The sequence below is a fragment of the Deltaproteobacteria bacterium genome (assembly GCA_019309545.1).
Classification (GTDB): Bacteria; Desulfobacterota; Desulfobaccia; order Desulfobaccales; family Desulfobaccaceae; genus Desulfobacca_B.
Window position 1 is genome coordinate 1 of the sequence record JAFDGA010000028.1, and the last position, 21087, is coordinate 21087.

The following is a 21087-nucleotide window of genomic DNA, read 5'->3' on the forward strand; positions in this document are numbered from 1 at the left end:
TGGATTCGAAACTTGTGTGTGCGTACCCTACCCGCCACCTGGTTGTTAAACAAGAGGGGCTATTAAACGGAGAATCGGAGAGTTCGAAGAGGATATGCGTGGGTTGCGCCTGCAACCGTGGGGGTTGCGCTTGGACCCCACGCGCTTCATCTCGAACCAGAGAATGGGCTGGGATGTCCGCCACGGCGTACCCCCTTGCAAAAACGGGAGAAGCGGCGTTTCATGGCTCTCCGTTTCCCCCGCTCTATGCGTTAACCACGGACCTCGAAAAGTCCGTAGGTTTTTGTCTGGCTCCCCGGGACGGACTCGAACCGCCGACCAAGTGGTTAACAGCCACCCGCTCTACCTGCTGAGCTACCGGGGATTATGTACCCGTGGTTTTTTAGCCCTACGCTCTGGCTGGGGGACGAGGATTCGAACCTCGGTAAGCAGATCCAGAGTCTGCTGTCCTGCCGCTAGACGATCCCCCAATCCTTTTTTATATAAAATAAGAAATTAAGTTTGTCAACTGCACTTTAAAAGCCTGGTCAATAGATCCCAGATTGGATAAAGATACAAGGGCCGCGGTGGGAGGCAAGGCGAGCCGCTCCCTGGCGTTTGGAGGGGAAGTGGGAAGGCATGCTTTCCGCCACAGATTTTTTCCTTCTTTCCTGGCCCCATTTTCTCAGCAAATAAAGGACCAGAGTAATTGCTCCGGTGAGGGCGCTTCCAGGGCATAATTTGAGGCCTCAGGGACAAAATTACTTCCCAAGCAGTTGATTCTGAGCTATCTTAAAAAAAGATATCTTTCAATCCATTACCCATGCTCCTTTTTACAGGTAAATTTCCTATGGCCTATAAAGCAGTGATGTTCGATCTCGATGGGACTCTGTTAGACACGCTCCAAGATCTGGCTGATTCCATGAACAGCGTGCTTGATCACTTCGGGTTTCCGATTCACCAAGTCGAGGCCTATAAATATTTTGTGGGCGGCGGCATGGAGAATCTGGCCCGCCGGGCACTCCCGGAAGATCAACGTGACGAGGCCACGGTTGCCCAGTGTTTCGCAGCCTTAATGGCAGATTACAATCAACGCTGGACCAAACATACCCACCCTTACCCAGGGGTTCCAGAGCTGCTCGATGCCTTGACCACGGCGGGACTCAGGATGGCCATCCTGTCAAATAAGCCGGATGATTTTTCGAAAAAATGCGTGGCCCGGGTGCTCCCAGGCTGGCATTTTGAGAAGGTAGTCGGAGTCCGCCCTGGCGGGCCGATCAAGCCCGACCCGGCCGCCGCCCTGGAGATTGCCTCCGACCTGGGCCTGCCGCCGGCTGAATTCCTCTATCTGGGGGACACCGGGACTGATATGCAGACTGCTGCGGCGGCTGGTATGTTTCCGGTGGGAGCCTTATGGGGCTTTCGCACCGCCGAGGAACTCACCCGCAGCGGGGCCCGGGTATTGATCGCCCGGCCGACTGACCTCTTGGAACTCCTTTAGCTACTGTTTCCGACTACTCGGTGTTGGTCCGAGAAATTCCGGTAGATCAAAAAATTATGTTATCAGATGGTTTTCCCAGTCTTTTCTGATATAATGGGTTAACTTGTTTACCGGTCTGCCGTTGCGTACTCACGGGCTGGAGCGACTCGACCAGGGAAGACTACCGAGGCGAAGCGTTCAGATTGTCTGACTATATCTGTTAGCACAACCATAACGGTCTTTTGGCCATTTAAAGGAGAAGAAAAATTTGAAAATCCGACCGGATCAGCCCGCCAAAGATCCTTTCTGGTTCCGAGAATGTTTTGTGATGCCCATGCCGATCGGCCGGAAAGCTACTAATCTCAGAGAGCTAGTGGAAACTCTGCGGGATGTTGACGAATGGGTTCCTTACTATCATCTCTTTCAGTATCGCCTGTCTTTAACCTATCCGGGCGTAGAATATCCCAATGAATTCGCCTTCTGGGCAGCAACCGCCCTGCAGGATAATCGCTTGGCCGAAAAACTCAGCTCTTTTGATCCGTTTGATTTCGAAAATATGGCCCAGGTCCGTGAGGCCTTGATTGATATTCTGGATTCCTACCTGTGGGATCTGATCCATATACCGTGGGCCCGGCCCGGGTTTGAGTTCGATTTCTGTGAGGCCTCCACCGCGGTCATTCGCTCCAAAATTGTGGCCCACACCTTACCCCAGTTCTGTGAGGCCTTGCAAGAAGTAGGGCTAGATTCGATATATTACCATTTCTTTGAAGCCCGCTGGCGTCTGGGAGTCAGGGAGGTTGACGACTTCTCCTTTTGGATTGAGTACAACTTTGAGTGCCCGGAGGCAGTAGAGAAAATTCGCGACATCGATCTTTATTTTTACAGTCTGCGCGAGATTCGCGATGAACTGTTAAGGATAATTAACCAGTACTTGGGAGATCATTGTGACCAGGCTGGATGATTATGTCCCCATTGTCGGCCATGCCGTGATCAGCCAGCTCTATCGCCTGGCCGAGCGTCTGGGACCCCGTCGTCTAGTTAACATCAATTCCACCCGTACCGGCGGTGGAGTGGCGGAAATCCTCTCGCGAGTGGTGCCGTTGCTCAACCAGTTGGGGGTGGAAACTCTATGGGAGGTAATTGAAGGGGATCAGCTTTTTTTCGAGACCACCAAGGCCATGCATAATGCCTTACAGGGCCAGAAGGTGGATTTCAGTCCTGAGATGCTTCAACATTACCAGGAGATCAACCGCGATAATGCCTCTCGGTTCGATTGGCAGGCGGACTTTGTGTTGGTGCACGATCCCCAGCCAGCCTTCCTGATTCAGGAACTGCGGGCCCAAGCCCGGCAATGGGTGTGGCGCTGTCACATTGATATCTCCCGGCCGCATCGGACCATCTGGAAATTTTTACAGAAAATTGTCAGTCAATATGATGCGTCGGTCTTTTCCATGCCCCGTTTTTCCCAGAACCTGGATCATCCCCAGTATATTATTTATCCTTCCATCGATCCTTTAAGTACAAAGAACCGGGAGTTAAGCCCGGCAGAAATCCAGGGCGTGTTGGATCGTCTCGGTATCGAAAGGGATAAGCCCGTAATCTTACAGGTATCCCGATTCGATTCCTTTAAAGACCCCTTAGGAGTGATTCAGGCTTTCCGTCTGGTCCGGCGTCACACCCCGTGCAAGCTGCTGTTGGTGGGAGGTGAGGCTACCGACGATCCGGAAGGCCCTCAAATCTTTGCCAAAGTCCAGGAAGCCGCCAAAGGCGAGCCGGATATCCAGGTTCTGATGTTGCCGCCCGACAGCCATTATGAGGTCAACGCCATCCAACGGGCAGCGGATATTATTTTACAAAAATCGGTTAGGGAAGGCTTTGGCCTCACCGTCACCGAGGCAATGTGGAAAGGTAAGCCGGTGATCGGGGGTGCGGTGGGTGGCATTGTCCTACAGCTCCAGGACTATTACAACGGCTTTTTGGTACATACGCCGGAAGGATGCGCCTTTCGCATCCGCTACCTGCTGCATCGCCCGCAGATGTGCCGACGTCTGGGGCAAAAAGCTCGGGACTTCGTTCGGGACCATTTTCTTATCACCCGGACTCTCCGGGACTACCTGACGTTGATGATTCTGGTAGAGAATCCGGGCAGCCGCATGTTCGAGCTCTGAGTTTATTGGCCAGATAAATTAAATCACCGATCTGTTCATCTGTTCCCAACTCAAGGGAAATAACCCTGCATTAAGAGCTAGGCCCTGGCTCATTGGTTTAAGAAAAGGATGTTCCTTGCAAATCGGAGCTAATTACCTGAACGGAGGCCGATGCGAATTCGTGGTTTGGGCACCTTGGCGGCAGCGAGTCGAGGTAAAGCTGGCCTCGCCCCAACCTAGCCTGCACCCCATGGAATCGGATGACCAAGGCTACTGGAGGGCAGTGGTCGATGGGGTTTACCCGGGGACCAAATATTTTTATCGTCTGGAAGGTGAACGGGACCGACCGGATCCGGCCTCTTTTTTCCAACCCGAGGGGGTGCATGGCCCTTCAGAGGTAGTTGATCATCGGGCCTTTACCTGGCAGGATAATTGTTGGCCGGGCCTCAGTCTGGCAGAAATGGTAATTTATGAATTACATGTCGGCTGTTTCACCTCGGAGGGCACCTTTGCAGCAATCATCCCCCGGTTAAATGAACTGCTGGATCTGGGAATCAATGCCTTGGAGATCATGCCTGTGGCGCAGTTTCCCGGGGAGCGCAACTGGGGCTATGACGGCACCTATATCTATGCAGTCCAAAATTCTTACGGAGGTCCAGAGGGGCTAAAACAACTGATCGATGCCTGCCACCAGAAGGGCTTGGCGATCATCCTCGATGTGGTTTACAACCATCTCGGCCCCGAAGGCAATTATTTATGGGATTATGGCCCCTATTTTACCGACCGCTATAAGACTCGGTGGGGCCCGGCAGTCAATTTTGATGGCCCCCACAGCGATGCGGTCCGGAAGTTCCTTATCGATAACGCCCTCTACTGGTTTAAAAACTACCATTTTGACGCCCTGCGGATTGACGCTATTCATGGCATCTACGATATGAGCGCCCGGCATTTTCTCCAGGAGTTGGCCGAACTGGTGGAGGATTATGCCGACAAGACCAAACGCCGGTGTTATCTGATCGCCGAGAGCGATCTGAACGATGCCCGGGTAATCCGGGCCCGGGAATTGGGCGGCTATGGCCTGCACGGTCAGTGGAATGATGATTATCATCACTGCCTCCACACCCTGCTTACCGGGGAACACCAGGGCTATTACGCCGACTTCGGCAGCATGGCTCATCTGGTCAAAGCGCTCCGCGAGGGGTTTGTCTATTCCGGCCAGTATTCGCAGTATCGCCAGCGGCGGCATGGCAATTCTGCCAAGGATATCCCGGCCCGGCGGTTGGTAGGTTTTGTGCAGAATCATGACCAGATTGGCAATCGCCAGGGGGGGGAGAGATTGTCAACGCTGGTATCTTTTGAAGCGCTTAAACTTGCGGCCGGGGCAGTTATTCTCTCTCCCTTCATCCCGCTTTTGTTTATGGGCGAGGAATACGGCGAAGAGGCTCCTTTCCACTATTTTGTCAGCCATTCCGATCCGGACCTGGTAGAGGCGGTGCGGCAGGGCCGCCAGGAAGAATTCAAGTCCTTTCAGTGGCCGGGCGAACCACCCGACCCGCAGAGTCTGGATACCTTTCTGACTGCGAAACTGCGGTGGCAGCATCGCAGCCAAGGCAAGCACGCGGTGTTAGTTAATTTTTACCAAGAATTGCTTAAATTAAGGAAAGAGCTGCCGGCCATCTCCCGACCCGATAACGATAACCTGGAAGTATGGGGTTTAGAGGAGGAAAAGTTTTTAATTATGCGACGCTGGCGACTTGACAATGATCATCAGGTATTATTGCTTTTCAACTTTAACTCAGGTGATGTTACGCAAAATCTGAGTGCTTTCTTGCCGACAGGGCCATGGCACAAACTGCTGGATTCCGCTGAGCCGATCTGGCAAGGCCCCGGTTCCCTGGCTCCCGACCGGCTGGATCGGCATCAAACAGTCACCTTAAGAGGTCTCAGTTTGGTGGCTTACAGAGATTAGGGTTTTCCGGCCACACGGAGCATAATTGCCATGAGAATTCCGCGGGCTACTTACCGGTTACAGTTTAATCCTGGTTTTAATTTCAGCCAAGCCCGGGATCTGGCTGCCTATCTGGCCGACCTGGGCATTTCTGACATTTACGCCTCTCCCATCTTCAAGGCCCGAAAAGGGTCATTGCACGGCTACGATGTGGTTGACTTCAATAAATTGAACCCGGAACTCGGTTCCGAAACCGACTTTAGGGACCTGATAACCGAAATCAAAAGACTGGATTTGGGTTGGATTCAAGACCTGGTGCCCAACCACATGGCTTATGACGGCGAAAACCCGATGCTGATGGATATTTTCGAAAATGGGTCCCGATCACCTTATTATACCTTTTTCGACATTGACTGGGAGCATCACTATGCCAATATCCGGGGCAAAGTGCTGGCCCCGATTTTAGGGAAGCGTTATGGCGAGGCTATCGAAGCTGGCGAAATCAGGCTTACTTACGATGCCGAGGGTTTCGCGATTAATTATTATGACAAGAAATTTCCTTTGCGGATTGATACTTATGCCACGATTATTTCCCATCGGCTCCAGGTCTTAAGCAGCAGACTGGGGGAAGACCATCTGGAATTTATGAAACTGCTGGGCATCCTGCACATTATCAAAAATCTCCCGGTTACCCAAGATGAAGATTTGGTAAGCCAATATGATCAGAATAAGATCATAAAAAACATGCTGTGGGAACTCTATACTCGAAACTCCGTGATTAGATTATTTATCGATGAGAATATTGCTCTGTTTAACGGCGTCCCGGGGCGTCCGGAAAGCTTCAAGTTGCTGGATAATCTCCTTGATGAACAGATCTATAGCTTAGCCTTCTGGAAAGTGGCTACGGAAGAGATAAATTACCGCCGGTTTTTTACCATTAATGACTTGATATGCGTAAAAATAGAAAATGCCGAGGTGTTTAACCATATTCACGGTTTGATTTTTAAATTAATCGCCGAGGGCAGTATCACCGGCTTAAGGATAGATCATATTGACGGGCTTTACGATCCAGTCAATTATTTACAAAACCTGGTCCAGAGAGCCAGAGATTTATATATTGTAGTGGAGAAAATCCTTGAACCGGAGGAAGAGCTTCCCTTAAATTGGCCGGTGCAGGGGACCACCGGTTATGACTTTTTAACTTACTGCAATTCCAGTTTTTGTAATGTTCGCCAGGCTGCCCAATTTAATAGCCTGTATTTTAAATACATCGGCTCTAAAATAGCTTACAAGGAGTTGGTCTATGAGAAGAAGAAACTGATTATTGAAAAGTACATGACCGGCGATATTGATAATCTGGCTCACCTGCTCAAAAATCTGGCCGGTAAGTACCGCCATGGAACGGATATCAGTCTGTATAGCTTTAAAAGGGTAATAATTGAGCTGTTAGCCCTGTTTCCGGTATATCGCACCTACCTTAATGCTAGCCCGGCCGGAGAAAAAGATGTTTTCTATCTGAAGCATGCCCTGCACCAGGCCCGAGTTAAAAATCCCGATCTGGGATCAGAGTTTAATTTTTTAGAAGAGTTATTATTTTTAGGCTGCAGCCCGAACTTTGCTGATCCTGAAAAACGCACCTTGCTGCACTTCCTCATGAGATTACAACAACTTTCAGGGCCGCTGATGGCCAAGGGTTTTGAAGATACTACCTTATATATTTACAATCGGCTGATCTCGCTTAATGAGGTGGGAGGCGATCCCAAGGGGTTCGGGATTCCTCTAAAGGACTTCCACCAATATAATCAAAGAAAAGCCAAAAATTGGCCTCACGCTCTGAATGCCAGCTCAACCCATGATACCAAGCGCGGGGAAGATGTCCGGGCCCGGATTAACGTGTTGTCGGAAATTCCGGCGGAATGGGAAAAAAATCTGAGGAAATGGAGCCGGCTCAATCAGAAAAACAAGAAAATTAAAGGCGGCAAGGCCATCCCCGACAAAAATGATGAATACCTATTATATCAAACCTTGATTGGGGCCTTTCCCTTCAATCCTACCCCATGGCCCGAGTTTGTCGAGAGAATTAAGCAGTACATGATTAAAGCGGTGCGGGAGGCGAAAATTCATACCGGCTGGACGCAGCCGGATACGGATTATGAGGCAGCCTTGCTGGCTTTCATAGACGAGATCTTAACCGAACCCAATCCATTTTTAAGCGAATTCGAGCCTTTTCAGAAACTCGTGGCCCATTACGGCATTTTTAACTCCTTATCCCAGACCCTGCTGAAAATTACCTGTCCCGGAGTGCCGGATTTCTATCAGGGCACCGAACTGTGGGATCTAAACCTAGTAGACCCGGATAATCGGCGCCCGGTGAACTTCGATCAAAGACGGCAATTTCTCAAAGAAATCAGAAAAAGGGAACATTACGATCCGCTCGGTCTGATTAGCGATTTGTGGGCTTCCAGAGAAGACGGCCAGCTCAAACTTTTCCTGATCTACCAAGCCCTACAGGCCCGCAAAGAGCGGCAGGAGCTCTTCCAAGCCGGGGCCTATCTCCCGGTCCCGGCCGCGGGGAAATATAAAGACCAAGTGATAAGCTTCTTAAGAACTCATGGCAACTCCGCCGCGCTCATAGTAGTGCCCAGATGGTTGACCGCGATCATTAAAGAAGGGCAACTACCCGTGGGGGAAGAAATGTGGCAGGATACTTCCCTGACCCTGCCGTTTGCTACCTTCCGAGGAATTGATATTTTTACCAAAAAAGTCATTACTAGTCAGGGCCACTTACTGGTGGGACAGACACTGACCAACTTCCCGGTAGCCTTGCTCCTCACCCCCAGGGAATAATCTTTTTCAAGCCTACAATTTTTGAAATATTTTATGTTATTGATTATATTATTATTTTTATGTAACCGATAATTCATTTAATATTAACACCTTGACAATAACTACCTAATAATCCTAAAATATAATCAATTCATTTTTTATTTTAGAAGTTATATTTAATCCATCATTTCTCAACTCGGTCGCACAGGGAGGCGCGATAAAAATGATTAGGATTGATCGCCGAGGTTTAGGGATAAAGGATCGGGGTCCTATCGGGGTTTCAAGCTCATTTGATAGGCCTTTTAAGCAAAGGGAAGATAACCGTAAAAAGGCGGGGCCGGTAAAAAGAGCCTGGATTTATACCCAGGACTCGGCTTTTCAGAATATTCTGGATCGCATCCCCCTCTATGCCCGCACCGAGCTGCCGGTCTTGATTACCGGAGAGCCTGGAACCGGCAAGGAACTGGTCGCCGAGGCCCTCTGGGCCTTAAGTCTCCGCCGCAGCCAACCCCTTTTAAAAATCAACTGTGCTTCAATCTCGGAGTCGCTGGCCAACAGCGAATTATTCGGGCACCTGCCCGGAGCCTTCACTAACGCCCTGCGCAAAAAACGCGGCAAATTTGAGCTTGCCCATCAGGGAACCCTGTTTTTTGATGAGATCGGAGACTTGCCCCTGGCATTACAATCCCGATTGTTACGGGCGGTGGAGCAGGGAGAGATCGAACCAGTAGGCAGTGAATGCCCCAGAAAAGTAAACGTCCGCTTGCTGGCGGCGACCAACCAGGATATCCGGGGCATGGTCCCCCAGGGGCAATTTCGGCGGGATTTATATGACCGCTTGGCCACCCTGCTGATCCATTTGCCCCCTCTGAGAGAAAGGCGGGGAGATATTCTCCTCCTGGCCAACTATTTTGTGTGGACGACGGCCAAAAAATATGACAAAGGCATGGTGCGGTTTTCCGCGGCCATAGAAAAAGAGATGCTCAGCTATGCCTGGCCGGGAAACGTCCGAGAACTCAAAAATGTGGTAACCCGAGCGGTTTTGCTCTGTCAGGGGTCAATCGTCAAAGAATTGGACCTGGACCCAGAACCCCATCTTTCCGAGACCCAGGCCCAGGAAAGGCATTCTTCGGTTGCCACTCTGCCGACCCGACCGACCCCGCAGGAATTAGAAAACTTGCTGCGGGCCGCCCAAGGTAACGTGTCCGCCCTTTCCCGGCGGCTCAAGGTGTGCACCAAAACTATCTATCGTTGGTTGCGACACTATAATATCGAAGTCGATAGTTATCGCACCTGTAAGTGAAACAGACCTAATACCAGAGTCAAGGTTTTTTAATAAAAAATGCCAGCCGTTGGAGCTGGCATTTTTTATGAAGGGAAAGGAACAAAAAGTTAGAGCAGAACGCCTTTAACTGCAATCCGGGCCAATTCCACTATCCGATCGGGGAACACTCCGAAGCCGATGATGATCAGGATCAGGGCATAACTCAAAGCCCGGGTAGGCAGGCCCAGTTTAATCGCCGGCAATTCCCGGCCTTCCAGGAAATAGGCCGCGTACACCACCTTTAGATAGTAATACAATGAAATAGTGCCATTAACGGCCCCGACCAAGACCAACCAGAAATAACCCTCCTTCATGGCGGAAGTGAAGACCAGCAATTTGCCGGTAAAGCCAATGGAAGGGGGAACCCCCGCCAGGGCGAATAGTCCGAGCATCAAGGCCAGCCCCAGTAAGGGGCAGCGGTGGTACAGTCCAGCCAACTCGACGATCTTGAGGTTCCGTCCATCACTGGCCACTTCCGAGAGCACCATAAAACAGGTGAAGTTCATGATCAGATACGCCACCGCGTAGTAGATCGCGGCAGTATATCCGGCTTCACTCAGGGTCAGGATGCCCATCAGTACATAACCGGCATGGGCGATAGAGGAATAGGCCAACATGCGTTTAAAGTCTTTCTGGACAATAGCTACCAGGTTGCCCAGGGTCATGGAGACAATCGACAAGATCCACAAGGCCTGGATAAAGCCGAACCCATAAGCATGGCCCAGAGCCGCCAGGCGGAGTAAAACCGCCACTGCGGCGGCCTTAGACACAGTGGCGATAAAGGTGGTCACCTGATTGGCCGCCCCCTGGTAGACATCTGGAGCCCAGAAATGGAACGGGAACACCGATAATTTGAAAAAGAATCCGGCCAGGGTAAGCAAAAGGCCCAAGATACCGATCGGACTTTGCAGCAATTCCGGCATCCTGGCCATGACTTCGTTAATATAGGTGCTATGGGTAGCGCCAAAGATATAACTTAAGCCAAAGAGCATAAAGCAGGAGGAGACTGCACCGATGAACAGATACTTTACTCCAGCTTCGATGTCGATGTCATCACCGCGGCGGAGGGGCACTAGAATATAGAGCGAATAAGATGATAATTCCAGGGACACATAAATGGTCAGAAGTTCAACGGCACTGACTAACATCATCATACCGAGGGTACAGGTGGTCAGGAACAGATAAAACTCGGCGTGGTAGCGTTCCTCGATATGGGCCAGATTATGGGAGATCATCAAGACCAGAAAGAGGCCCAAGGCCAGGGCAGCTTTGAAGATCTGGCTGAACAGATCAACCCGGTAAGCCGCAAAGAACAACTCTCCCTGCTGGAAGAGACAGGCCGCCGCTACCACTACTCCGCCAGCCGCAAATCCCAGGGCTACCTGATGGTCGATACGGATGTTTACCTGTCGCCGTAAGGACAGGCAGAATAGGGCCAGAGCCATCGCCAGAAAATAGAGTTCAGGACCAAAGAGCAGCACTTTCATGATTTATAACCCGTTAACAAAGGGAACTACCGCGGATTTAATTATGTCCAGCATCAGCCGGGGAAAGATCCCAAAAAGCACCATACTGGCCACCAAAATGGCCCGGGGCAACCCTAAAAAGGGACTGACATCTTTAAAATGTATGAACTTGGGATTAGGTTGATTATAGAAGGTGTTTTGCACCACCCGCAGCGCAAACAAGGCGCCGATGACGATCGAGGCCAGGGCAAACAGACCGCGCACCGGATAGACTTTGACCGCCGAAATGAATACCAGCAGTTCCGCCCAGAAACTGGCGAAGCCCGGCACTCCGGCCCCACATAAGGCCGCAATGATAAAATAGGCCGAAGCGACCGGCATAATTTTGGAAAACCCGCCCAATTCGTGGATATCCCGGGTATGAGTGCGATCATAGATATAGCCCACCGCCGAGAAGAAAAGGGCGGTCATGACGCCGTGGGCGAACATCTGAAAGACCGAACCGTTTAAGCCGTCGATGGTGCCGGTGGACAATCCCAGACCCACAATCCCCATATGGGATACCGAGGAATAGCCAATAACATACTTAAGGTCGGTCTGGGCCAGACCCACAAAAACGCCATAGACAATCCCCACCGCGGCCAACAGGGCCATCAGTTGCGCCCAGTACTGGAAGCCGGCCGGACACAGGAACATAGCCACCCGTAGGATGCCGTAGGCTCCCAGTTTCATCAGCACCCCGGCATGGAGCATACTGACCGCGGTCGGCGCCGCCACATGGCCCACCGGCGACCATGTGTGGAACGGCCAGACACCGGCTAACACCCCAAAGCCAAAGTATAACAACACAAAAGATACCTTTTGCACCCAGGGGGCAAAATGAATCCCATGGAGCTGGATCATATCAAAGGTATTGATACCGGAAGTGGCATAGAGCAGCAAAATCCCCGGGATAATTAACCCGCTGCCGGCCATCAGGTAGAGGGTAAGTTTCATGGCCGCGTAAATCTTCCGGGTGGAGCCCCAGATCAGGATAAGGACATACATCGGCACCACGGCGATTTCGTAAAACAGGAAAAAGACAAACATGTCCATGGACATGAAGACCCCGAAAACGCCAGTGACCAGGGCCAGCATGAAGGCGAAATATTCTTTGACCCGGTTTTCCAGCTCCCACATGGTGAGCACGCCGGTAAAGATGACGATCCCGGTAAGCAGGAGCAACGGGGCATTGATGCCGTCAACGCCGACATAATAATGGATGCCAAAGGTTTTGACCCATTCGTATTTTTCAACGAACTGGAGCCCCCCTAGGGCCTTGTCGTAATTAACAAAGGTGTAAATAGAAAACCCAAAGGCGACGGCTGAGGCGATAAGACTGACCACCCGGATCAGAAAATGCCATTCCTCTTTGAGGAACAAGATGATGGTCAGGCCCACGACAGGGGCCAACAGCATGCAGGTCAGATACGGAAAGTCGGCAACTTGCTCCACCATAAAGCCATCCTAAATTAAACTAGATTAATTCTCAAACGATTATCGGCCTATTAACAGGTAGAGCCCGACTCCGGCTACTACCACGATCATGAATAACAGGTTCAGTTGCAAAAGGGCGGTCTGGAAAAAGGAGAGCATCCGCCCGCTGCCAATGGTTGAGAAGGCGACAGTATCCACCCCGCCGTCCACCACCCGCCGGTCGTTATAGGTGAACAGGCGGGAAAACGTCCCATAGATAAAGGTGTTTAAGAACCAGCGCCAGAAATGGTCCATATACCATTTTTGGATAAAGAAATTCTCCAACACCGGCACATACGAGATAAAGCCGACGCACTTGGCCTTCTTGGAACCCCAATCATACCAGGCCAGAGCGATGCCAGATAAGGCGCACCCCACGGCACTAATCAAAAGGAGGTAATTATGTTCATGATGCAGCGCATGGCCCAACAGAAATCGTTCCAGGTAGCCCTGGCAGAACCCCAGAATCAGGGTAAAGGTAGCCAGAATTATTAATGGGATGGCCATCACCCAGGGGACCCCGTGATGCTCTTCATGAAGCTTCTCATGGCCATGCGATTCCTCCGGCGCGGTAGTCTTGGGGAACAGCATCACGAAGATTACCCGGAAGGTGTAATAGGCGGTCAAAAAGGCCCCGAACAACCCCATGAGCAACCAGAATTTGTTGGGGTGGTGATATAAAGCGCCCAGGATGGCCTCTTTACTGAAAAAGCCGGAAAAGGGGAAGATGCCCGACAGGGCCAGCGCCGCAATAGTAATAGTAACCATGGGAATCACTAATTTTCGGCCGCCCTGGGCAGCCATCACAAAGAAATCATTGGTGCCGAAATGATGGATGAATACCCCGGAACATAAAAAGAGGAGCGCCTTGAATCCGGCATGGGTAGTCAGATGAAAGTAGCCGGCAAAGTAACTTCCGGCTGCCAAGCCCATGATCATGAAACCGAGCTGGCTGACGGTGGAATAGGCCCAGACCTGTTTAATGTCGGTGGCCACCATGCCAATAGTGGAGGAAATTATGAGGGTGATGGTCCCCAACGCCAGAGCCACGGTCATAGCCTCCGGGGAGGCGCTGAAAAAGGGATAGATCCGGGCAATCAGAAAAACGCCGGCGGCCACCATGGTGGCTGAATGTAACAGGGCGCTGACCGGCGTCGGACCTTCCATGGCGTCGGGCAGCCAGACATGCAGAGGGAACTGGGCGCTTTTACCCATTACCCCACAGAAAATCAGCAAGGCCGCAGTGGAGATCAGCCAGGGGGGCATGCTCTGGGCAACCGCGGCGGAATTAATATTGGCAATTTCCAGGTTGCCGTAAAAAATGGTCAGAAAGGCCAGTCCCATGAAAAAGCCGACGTCGCCGAAGCGGGTGACCACAAAGGCCTTCTTGCCGGCCTCGGAGGCCGAGAATTTCTCATACCAGAAACCGATCAGTAGATAGGAAGACAGCCCCACCAGCTCCCAACAGATATAAAGCTGCAACAGGCCGCTGGAGATGCTGACGCCCAGCATGGACAGGGCGAACAGCGAAAGGAAGGCATAATAATTGCCGAATCCCGGATCACCCTCCATATAGCCGATGGAGTAGATCTGCACCAGCCAGCTGATGGTGGCCACAATAGTCAGCATCAACAGGCTGGTAGGATCCAGCAGGAACCCAAACGGGATCTTGATAAAATCAGAGATGATCCAGTCATAGTTATAGATGATGGGTTCGGTAATATGCCAATATTTATACAGAAAGCTCCAGGCGATAAATAAAGGAAGGGTGGAGGCCACCAGAGAGATGGCCAGCGATAGCTTGTGGTTGGTACGGGTAAAGATCATGATCAGCCCAAAGCTGGCCAGGGGCAAGATCATACACAGAAAGCATCCCAATAAGGTCAGGTCCGAAAACCAGGCGGACATAATCAACCTCGAAGTTCAGTAACGTGTTCCACGTTAATGGATTTCAACTTCCGATAAATAGCGATGATGATACTTAAACCAATGGCGGCTTCGGCCGCGGCCACCGCCATGATAAACAGGGCGTAGATCTGTCCCACGGCGGGATGCGGGGCCAGGAACCGATTGAAGGCCATAAAATTAATCATGGCCGCATTGAGCATCAGTTCCACCGAAATCAACACCGCAATCAGGTTGCGTCGGGCCAAAACTCCATACAGACCGATCGCAAAAAGGACCACAGCAATGTAAAGGTAAGTTTCTAGGTTGTTGATCATGATGTCTCCCCGCCAGGGGCTAAGCTACCAATGCGTCTCCCCGCATGTATTTATTAGCTGCCCCGGCCATCCCGGGCAGTGACAATCGCCCCCAACATGGCCACCAGCAGAACCAGTGAAATGACCTCAAAAATTAAGGCGTATTTAGTAAGTAAAAAGTGACCCAGGGTGGTAATCGACCAGTCGGTGCTGCGCTCCGCGGCCGGTACCCAGGTGGTTTTTTTCATCAGCAGTCCCAGCATGGCAAAGATCAAACCGCTGGCTACGCCTGCGCCTAAAAGTTTAAGAGGATTACGTGGGGGCTTAGGTAAATACAGCGGTTCCGAGAGCATGATCGCAAAGCAGATGGCAATACAGATAGCCCCCACGTAAATTAAAATCTCCATCATGGCCACAAAAGGGCTGTTGAGATAAACAAAGAGACCCGCCACCCCAAACAGGGCCAAGGCCAGTCCTAAGACATTATGGAAGATATTGCGCGCCCCGACGGCAATCAGCGCACCGATAAAGGTAAGACCGACGACCCCCAAAAAACTGAGGGTGGCCATGCCTTCGGCGGAGAACAGGTCAATCATGAATCTCATGCTTTTTCCTCCGCAGGGGTAGATTCTGCTTCCTCTGGCTCGGGGGTGGGCACCGGCAGCGGCGGTAGTCCGACCGCAGCGCGGTCTTTATCCAGCCGGGCCAAAAGATCAATCACCATGTCTTCCCGTCGATAACCGGCCAGGCGATACTCGTTGGAAAACCTCAGGGCATGGGTCGGACAGACTTCGACGCAGAGGCCGCACAGGCTGCAATAGGAAAAATCAATCACATGTTTAACCGGCAGCTTCTTCTTTTTGACCTTGACCCCTTCCACCGTGATCAGGCTGGACGGACAGGTGCGGACACACATGCCGCAGGCGGTACAACTATGGGTGCCGGTCTCGGGGTCCATAATCAATTCGATGGGCCCCCGATATTTGGGCGACATGGTCAATCTTTCACGGGGGTACTGCACCGTGACGATGGGCTTGACAAAATAGCGGATGGTGACTGCCATCCCGGCCAGTAAGCTCCACAGCCCGACTAAAATTTCTCTACAATAGGCAACCATTGATCTAAACCTTGCGATAATTTACCGGCTTAGCTTTATCATTTAAAACAGCTTGATAGCCAGGGCAGTGACCAATAGATTGATGAATGCCAAGGGAATCAACACCTTCCAGGCAAAGGTAATCAGTTGATCGAACCGCAGCCGCGGGAAAGTCCATCTGAACCACATGATCAGAAAGATCATGGCGTAAACTTTGATCAGGAACCAGACCACCGGCGGTAAAAACCAACCCCGCCAACCTCCTAAAAAAAGGACGGTGGCCACGGCCGAGACCACAAACATATTGGTATATTCCGCCAGGAAAAACAGGCCAAAGCGCATGCCGCTATATTCGGTATGGAATCCGGCCACCAACTCTGATTCGGCCTCGGGAATATCAAAGGGGGCCCGGTTGGTTTCGGCCGTGGCACAGATGACATAAAGAATAAAGGCCACCGGTTGAATGACCACGAACCAGATATTTTCTTGGGCGGCGACGATATCAGATAGTTTGAAGGAGCCGACCATCAGAATAATGCTCATGGCGGTAATCAGCAAGGGGATTTCATAAGCAATATTCTGGGCTATGGATCGAATAGCACCAAATACTGAGTATTTATTATTGGAACTCCAGCCGGCCATAAGGATGGCCAACACCGTTAGGGTCGAAAAGGCGAAAATTAACAGGATGCCAACATTGAGGTCACGAATGATTAAGTTGGGCGAAAATGGAATAACCAGGAAGAGGACCAATACCGGGAGGAAAATAATAATTGGGGCCAGAAGGTAAATCGGCCGGTCGACATCTTCGGGGGTGATAAGCTCCTTGCCGATCAATTTGAGGGCATCGGCAACGGTCTGGAGGGCACCGTGATAACCGACCTCCATGGGGCCGGGTCGCAACTGGATATGGGCCGCGACCTTGCGTTCCATCCAGATCAGGAACAAGGCGTTAACCGAGACCAGGGCAATTACCCCTAAGAGCGCGATTATGATGCGAACCGCCTCTGATCCCCCTATCTGACATAACATTTCCATCACAGAACCACCTTGTGGCTTTTAACAGGCAGAAGGCCTGTGATCCATTTGCTTGAGCTTAGCGGTCGATCTCCGGGATAACTAAATCAAGCGAGCCCAGAATGGCAACCATGTCGGCCACCAACGTATCTTTAATGAGCTCCGATATAATACTCAGATTCGAAAAAGACGGCACCCGCAACTTGATCCGGTAGGGTTTGGTATCCCCTTTGCTGACTATATATGTACCAAACTCGCCGCGCGCCGACTCGACCGGGACATAGACCTCCCCTTCCGCCGGCTTCAAACGCTTGGGGACCTTTTCCGCCATGATCGGCCCATTGGGCAGCTTGTCCAGGGCCTGTTCAATAATCCTCAGGCTCTGCTCCATCTCCCGCAGGCGTACCACATAACGGTCCATGATGTCGCCCCGCTCGCCGGTGGGGATTTCAAAGTCAAACAGCGGATAGACCGAATACGGCTCGCTGCGGCGGATGTCATAGGGGATTCCGCTGCCCCGCAGACACGGGCCGGTAATCCCATATTTTAAGGCCTGCTCCGGAGTGATGATGCCTACCTCCCGGGTGCGATTGATGAAGATGACGTTTTTGGTAACCAGATCGTCGTAATCCTTCCACCGACTGCGCAAGCGGGTGACAAAGGCCCGGCAGCCAGCGATAAATTCGTCGTCAATGTCATCGCGCACGCCACCGAAACGGAAATAACAATAGGTCAAGCGGGAGCCAGTCACCCGGTCTAAAATGTCGACCACGTTCTCCCGATCATCGAAACAGTAGAGAAAGGGGGTAAAGGCTCCGAGGTCCAGGAGATAGGCCCCGAACCACAGCAGATGGCTGGCGATGCGGTTGAGTTCGGCAGTGATCACCCGGATGAATTCGGCCCGTTCCGGCACTTCAATCCCGGCCAGCCTTTCCACTGCCAGGCAATAACCGTGATTATAGGCCAGGGCATGCAAATAATCCACCCGGCCCATATTGGGCAGATACTGCTGATAGGTGCGCAGTTCCGCCATCTTTTCATGAGCCCGGTGTCCATAGCCAATGACCGGCTCGGAATTGGCAATGAATTCGCCGTCCATCTCCAGCAGAATGCGCAACACGCCATGCGTACTGGGATGTTGCGGGCCCAGATTCAGATAAAAGGTCTTTTCTTCAATACCCGATTCCAGCATCATCTCAACTACTCGCCACAAAATCTTTCAATAGTGGATGAAAATCGGCATCTTCGGGAAGGATCAGGCGCTTTAAATTCGGATGGCCCGCAAATATGATGCCGAACAGATCGAAGACCTCCCGTTCAAACCAATCAGCGCCGGGATAAAGGCTGCTGAGGGTGGGAACAGTTTTGCCTTTGCTCAAGGGAACATGCACCACCGTCCGGCACAATTCCGTAAAACAGGCAAAATGATAGACCACTTCAAAAGATTCGACCAGATCCAGCGCGGTGAGGGATTCCAGGAAGCATTGGTGCTCCAACATCGTCTGGGCGACGGACAGGATTTGGTCCGGCTGGGCGACGGCTTCGACGTGATAGCCGCTCTGGCGGTAATCCCCGGGCGCTACCCTTTCCAAATCCAGCCTCTTAAGGCTGTTGCTGATTTGCTCGGCTAACATTATCGGAATTTCCTTAACCGGCCGCGTTGGGTGATCTTCTCTTCCAACTGCAAAATTCCCTCAATCAAACCTTCCGGGCGGGGCGGACAGCCCGGCACATAAACATCTACCGGGATGATCAGATCAGCCCCGGGCACAATGGCATATTGGCCTTCATAATAGAAGGGCCCGCCCGAAATGGCGCAATTGCCCATGGCTATCACCCATTTGGGGGCCGCCATCTGGTCGTAGAGGCGCACAATCGCCGGACCCATTTTCCGGGAGATCGTCCCGGCGACGATCATCAGATCTGATTGCCGGGGCGACGGTCGAAAAACTCCGGCCCCGAAGCGGTCCAGATCAAAGCGGGCCGCGCCCGCGGCCATCATCTCAATGGCACAACAGGCCAACCCAAAGGTCATGGGCCAGAGGGAATTGGCCCGGCAGAGGTTCAAAACCTCTTCGAGAACCCCAAACTGAATCAGTGGCTCTCCGGTTTTCTTTTCCACCAGAAGACCCCCCTACACCAGGCGTAAACAATCACCAGGGATATAATGCTCACAAAGATGGCGATTTCAATCAGATCACGCCAGACATAGCCCTCCCCAAAGGCCAATAATACCGGAAACAAAAACAGCACATCCACATCAAAGGCCAAGAAGATTAAGGCAAATAGATAGTAAATAACCGCTACCTGGACCCAGGCGCTGCCCATGGCCGGGATGCCGCACTCATAGGTTTGATTACGGGCGGGACCAAAACTGCGGGGCGCCACCAGATGAGCGATAATTAGCGGCCCCAGGGCAAAGACCACTGCGACTAACAAAAAAATCAAGACATAAGCGAAATCGTGTAATACGGCCCAGTTATCCACCTGTTCCTCCTGAACCGGTTATCCAGGTGCTGTATAAAACTAACAGACCTAATAACAGGTAAGAGAAATCCTTGTCAAGTCTTTTTTTTCACAAAATTTAGCCATAGCCAATAAAGATAATAGATTATCTATATTTAGCAAAATTGGGTACAATAAGCCAGGTATGGCCGGGAATTCCTTGATTTTTTAAAAAGTATAATTTATTGAATATGTTATTCTATTACTCGACTCGGCAATGCTTCGGGGAAAAAACTCCAATGTTTCTGAGCCTGCAAGAGGCCCAGACCAGCGGATGAGTATTATCTCTAAATCTGTATGGAGACCATTCGCGAGGCAAGGGGTTATATTTCAGAAATACCCTACAGCAGGTGTCTAACGGTTCACAAAAAAATATTGACGAAGGCCAATACGCAACGGATAATATAAAAAACTGATGGAGTCGGGCATGCTTGTCGGAGAAGCCACCATGCTAGAATTCTCTGGTGCCATAGCGCAGACGCGTACTGTTATCCTGCCCTTTGGTGCCGTAGAAGAACACGGCCCCCACCTGCCGCTGAGTACCGATACCCTCCATGCCCTGGAACTGGCCCGTCAGGTAGGTAAACGAGTCCCGGTCCTGATAGCTCCGCCGATCCATTACGGCGTCTGTCGTTCCACCCGCGAACACCCGGGGACCATTGGCCTTTCCGGTGATACCTTGCGAGGCCTGGCCCGAGATCTGGGACGCGATTTTTATCGCCAGGGACTGCGGCATCTGATCATGCTTACCGGACATTGCGGCGGTACTCACATTGCCGCGCTAATCGAAGCCGGCGAAGCCTTGCTGACGGAACTGCCAGAGATTAAAATAGCTGTTGTCAATATCATTGATCTGGTGATCGAGGTTCTGAAAGAAAACCCGGATCTGGTCCAAACCAAAGGCGACTCTCATGCCGGGGAAGTGGAAACCGCATTGATGCAGGCCACCTATCCGCATCTAGTCAAGGGCACGGCCCCGGCGGAGTGGCCGCATTTTCCTAAATTTATCCTGGTACGTGATAAACGTCCCTACTGGCCCGGAGGGGTTTGGGGCAACCCAGAACTGGCCTCCCCGGAGCAGGGTCAGCAGATTTTGGCCCGGGAGGCGGATTATCTGGCGGAAATAGTTAAGTCCTTGGAAGGATTAACTGAATGACCAGCCAAAGAGGCAACCGGCGGATAAACTAAAACCCTTGATCAGGTCCAAGATAAAATAATAATATTTTAATTAATTTTTGTTGACAATTTTTTAATGTTCGGCTTATTATGGCTGGGTCAATTACAGGGACATATTGCGACAGGAGGGGAAAAATTTATGCCGAGGCAAAGGATAGAACAATTGGCCGATGAAATTTTAAGCTTGGATGAAGCAGACTTATCCGTAATACTGTCCCATTACAAAAAACGCATGGAAAATTTTCAGCCTACCCCGGATTGGGAGCGGTCTGTAATTGCCTTTTTTATCATCAACGCCGTGCGCGTCAAGAACAACCTCTTGAAGGGTTATATCCACCAGCAAAACTTCTCCCAGTGTAACCATGATTGTCCGTGCCGCACCCCTCGGCTCCGGGTAGTCAAATGAC

Annotated in this window: 19 protein-coding genes and 2 tRNA genes; 8 read left to right on the plus strand and 13 right to left on the minus strand. The window is 51.4% G+C overall.

The window, feature by feature from the left end; all coding sequences use genetic code 11:
* Nucleotides 1-288 precede the first annotated feature (288 nt).
* Both JRG72_09320 and JRG72_09325 read right to left on the minus strand, forming a co-directional pair.
* Nucleotides 289-364 (minus strand) — tRNA-Asn (locus JRG72_09320).
* Nucleotides 365-396: 32 nt separating this feature from the next.
* Nucleotides 397-470: transfer RNA gene (locus JRG72_09325), tRNA-Gln, on the minus strand.
* 359 nt (nucleotides 471-829) lie between these two features.
* Here JRG72_09325 and JRG72_09330 point away from each other — a divergent pair.
* The 6 genes from JRG72_09330 (at nucleotide 830) to JRG72_09355 (ending at nucleotide 9683) form a co-directional block, all read left to right on the plus strand.
* Nucleotides 830-1480, plus strand: a complete 651-nt coding sequence (locus JRG72_09330; GenBank protein MBW2135408.1) for an HAD family hydrolase — start codon at nucleotides 830-832, stop codon at nucleotides 1478-1480.
* Nucleotides 1481-1727: 247 nt separating this feature from the next.
* Nucleotides 1728-2420 (plus strand): hypothetical protein, encoded by a 693-nt coding sequence (locus JRG72_09335; protein ID MBW2135409.1) that lies wholly within the window; start codon nucleotides 1728-1730, stop codon nucleotides 2418-2420.
* Complete coding sequence (locus tag JRG72_09340) at nucleotides 2404-3627, plus strand: glycosyltransferase (protein MBW2135410.1); 1224 nt, start codon at nucleotides 2404-2406, stop codon at nucleotides 3625-3627. Before JRG72_09335 ends, JRG72_09340 begins: the two co-directional genes overlap by 17 nt.
* A 115-nt stretch (nucleotides 3628-3742) precedes the next feature.
* Nucleotides 3743-5575: a malto-oligosyltrehalose trehalohydrolase gene (gene treZ / locus JRG72_09345; GenBank protein MBW2135411.1), complete on the plus strand. Its 1833-nt coding sequence runs from the start codon at nucleotides 3743-3745 to the stop codon at nucleotides 5573-5575.
* Nucleotides 5576-5605: 30 nt separating this feature from the next.
* Nucleotides 5606-8401 carry a malto-oligosyltrehalose synthase gene (treY, locus tag JRG72_09350; GenBank protein MBW2135412.1) on the plus strand — a complete coding sequence of 932 codons (2796 nt, stop codon included), beginning with the start codon at nucleotides 5606-5608 and terminating at the stop codon, nucleotides 8399-8401.
* Between the two features lie 202 nt (nucleotides 8402-8603).
* The gene (locus JRG72_09355) at nucleotides 8604-9683 is read left to right on the plus strand and encodes a sigma-54-dependent Fis family transcriptional regulator (GenBank protein ID MBW2135413.1); all 1080 of its coding nucleotides are present in this window, start codon (nucleotides 8604-8606) and stop codon (nucleotides 9681-9683) included.
* 89 nt (nucleotides 9684-9772) lie between these two features.
* Here JRG72_09355 and JRG72_09360 read toward each other — a convergent pair whose 3' ends face one another.
* The 11 genes from JRG72_09360 to JRG72_09410 all read right to left on the minus strand — a co-directional run bounded on the left by JRG72_09360 (nucleotide 9773) and on the right by JRG72_09410 (nucleotide 19486).
* Entirely contained in the window at nucleotides 9773-11191 is a 1419-nt protein-coding gene (locus tag JRG72_09360; GenBank protein MBW2135414.1) for an NADH-quinone oxidoreductase subunit N, read from the minus strand.
* Nucleotides 11192-11194: 3 nt separating this feature from the next.
* Nucleotides 11195-12667, minus strand: a complete 1473-nt coding sequence (locus JRG72_09365) for an NADH-quinone oxidoreductase subunit M (GenBank protein ID MBW2135415.1) — start codon at nucleotides 12665-12667, stop codon at nucleotides 11195-11197.
* Nucleotides 12668-12706: 39 nt separating this feature from the next.
* Nucleotides 12707-14593: an NADH-quinone oxidoreductase subunit L gene (locus JRG72_09370; protein MBW2135416.1), complete on the minus strand. Its 1887-nt coding sequence runs from the start codon at nucleotides 14591-14593 to the stop codon at nucleotides 12707-12709.
* A 2-nt stretch (nucleotides 14594-14595) separates the two neighbouring features.
* A complete protein-coding gene (gene nuoK, locus JRG72_09375; protein ID MBW2135417.1) occupies nucleotides 14596-14907 on the minus strand; it encodes an NADH-quinone oxidoreductase subunit NuoK in 312 nt (103 codons plus the stop codon).
* Nucleotides 14908-14960: 53 nt separating this feature from the next.
* On the minus strand, nucleotides 14961-15482 hold the full coding sequence (locus JRG72_09380) for an NADH-quinone oxidoreductase subunit J (protein MBW2135418.1): 522 nt from the start codon (nucleotides 15480-15482) through the stop codon (nucleotides 14961-14963).
* A 5-nt stretch (nucleotides 15483-15487) separates the two neighbouring features.
* Nucleotides 15488-16003 carry an NADH-quinone oxidoreductase subunit I gene (locus JRG72_09385; protein MBW2135419.1) on the minus strand — a complete coding sequence of 172 codons (516 nt, stop codon included), beginning with the start codon at nucleotides 16001-16003 and terminating at the stop codon, nucleotides 15488-15490.
* Between the two features lie 42 nt (nucleotides 16004-16045).
* The gene (gene nuoH / locus JRG72_09390) at nucleotides 16046-17014 is read right to left on the minus strand and encodes an NADH-quinone oxidoreductase subunit NuoH (GenBank protein ID MBW2135420.1); all 969 of its coding nucleotides are present in this window, start codon (nucleotides 17012-17014) and stop codon (nucleotides 16046-16048) included.
* 64 nt (nucleotides 17015-17078) lie between these two features.
* Nucleotides 17079-18194, minus strand: coding sequence for an NADH-quinone oxidoreductase subunit D (locus JRG72_09395; GenBank protein MBW2135421.1), 1116 nt, complete (start codon nucleotides 18192-18194; stop codon nucleotides 17079-17081).
* Between the two features lies 1 nt (nucleotide 18195).
* Nucleotides 18196-18633, minus strand: a complete 438-nt coding sequence (locus JRG72_09400) for an NADH-quinone oxidoreductase subunit C (GenBank protein MBW2135422.1) — start codon at nucleotides 18631-18633, stop codon at nucleotides 18196-18198.
* Nucleotides 18633-19121, minus strand: coding sequence for an NADH-quinone oxidoreductase subunit NuoB (nuoB, locus tag JRG72_09405; protein ID MBW2135423.1), 489 nt, complete (start codon nucleotides 19119-19121; stop codon nucleotides 18633-18635). Before nuoB ends, JRG72_09400 begins: the two co-directional genes overlap by 1 nt.
* Nucleotides 19094-19486, minus strand: coding sequence for an NADH-quinone oxidoreductase subunit A (locus JRG72_09410; GenBank protein MBW2135424.1), 393 nt, complete (start codon nucleotides 19484-19486; stop codon nucleotides 19094-19096). Before JRG72_09410 ends, nuoB begins: the two co-directional genes overlap by 28 nt.
* Before the next feature lie 445 nt (nucleotides 19487-19931).
* On the opposite strand from JRG72_09410, the gene JRG72_09415 reads away from it, so the two are divergent.
* Both JRG72_09415 and JRG72_09420 read left to right on the plus strand, forming a co-directional pair.
* Entirely contained in the window at nucleotides 19932-20660 is a 729-nt protein-coding gene (locus tag JRG72_09415; GenBank protein MBW2135425.1) for a creatininase family protein, read from the plus strand.
* A 159-nt stretch (nucleotides 20661-20819) separates the two neighbouring features.
* Complete coding sequence (locus JRG72_09420; GenBank protein ID MBW2135426.1) at nucleotides 20820-21086, plus strand: hypothetical protein; 267 nt, start codon at nucleotides 20820-20822, stop codon at nucleotides 21084-21086.
* Nucleotide 21087: the final 1 nt, after the last annotated feature.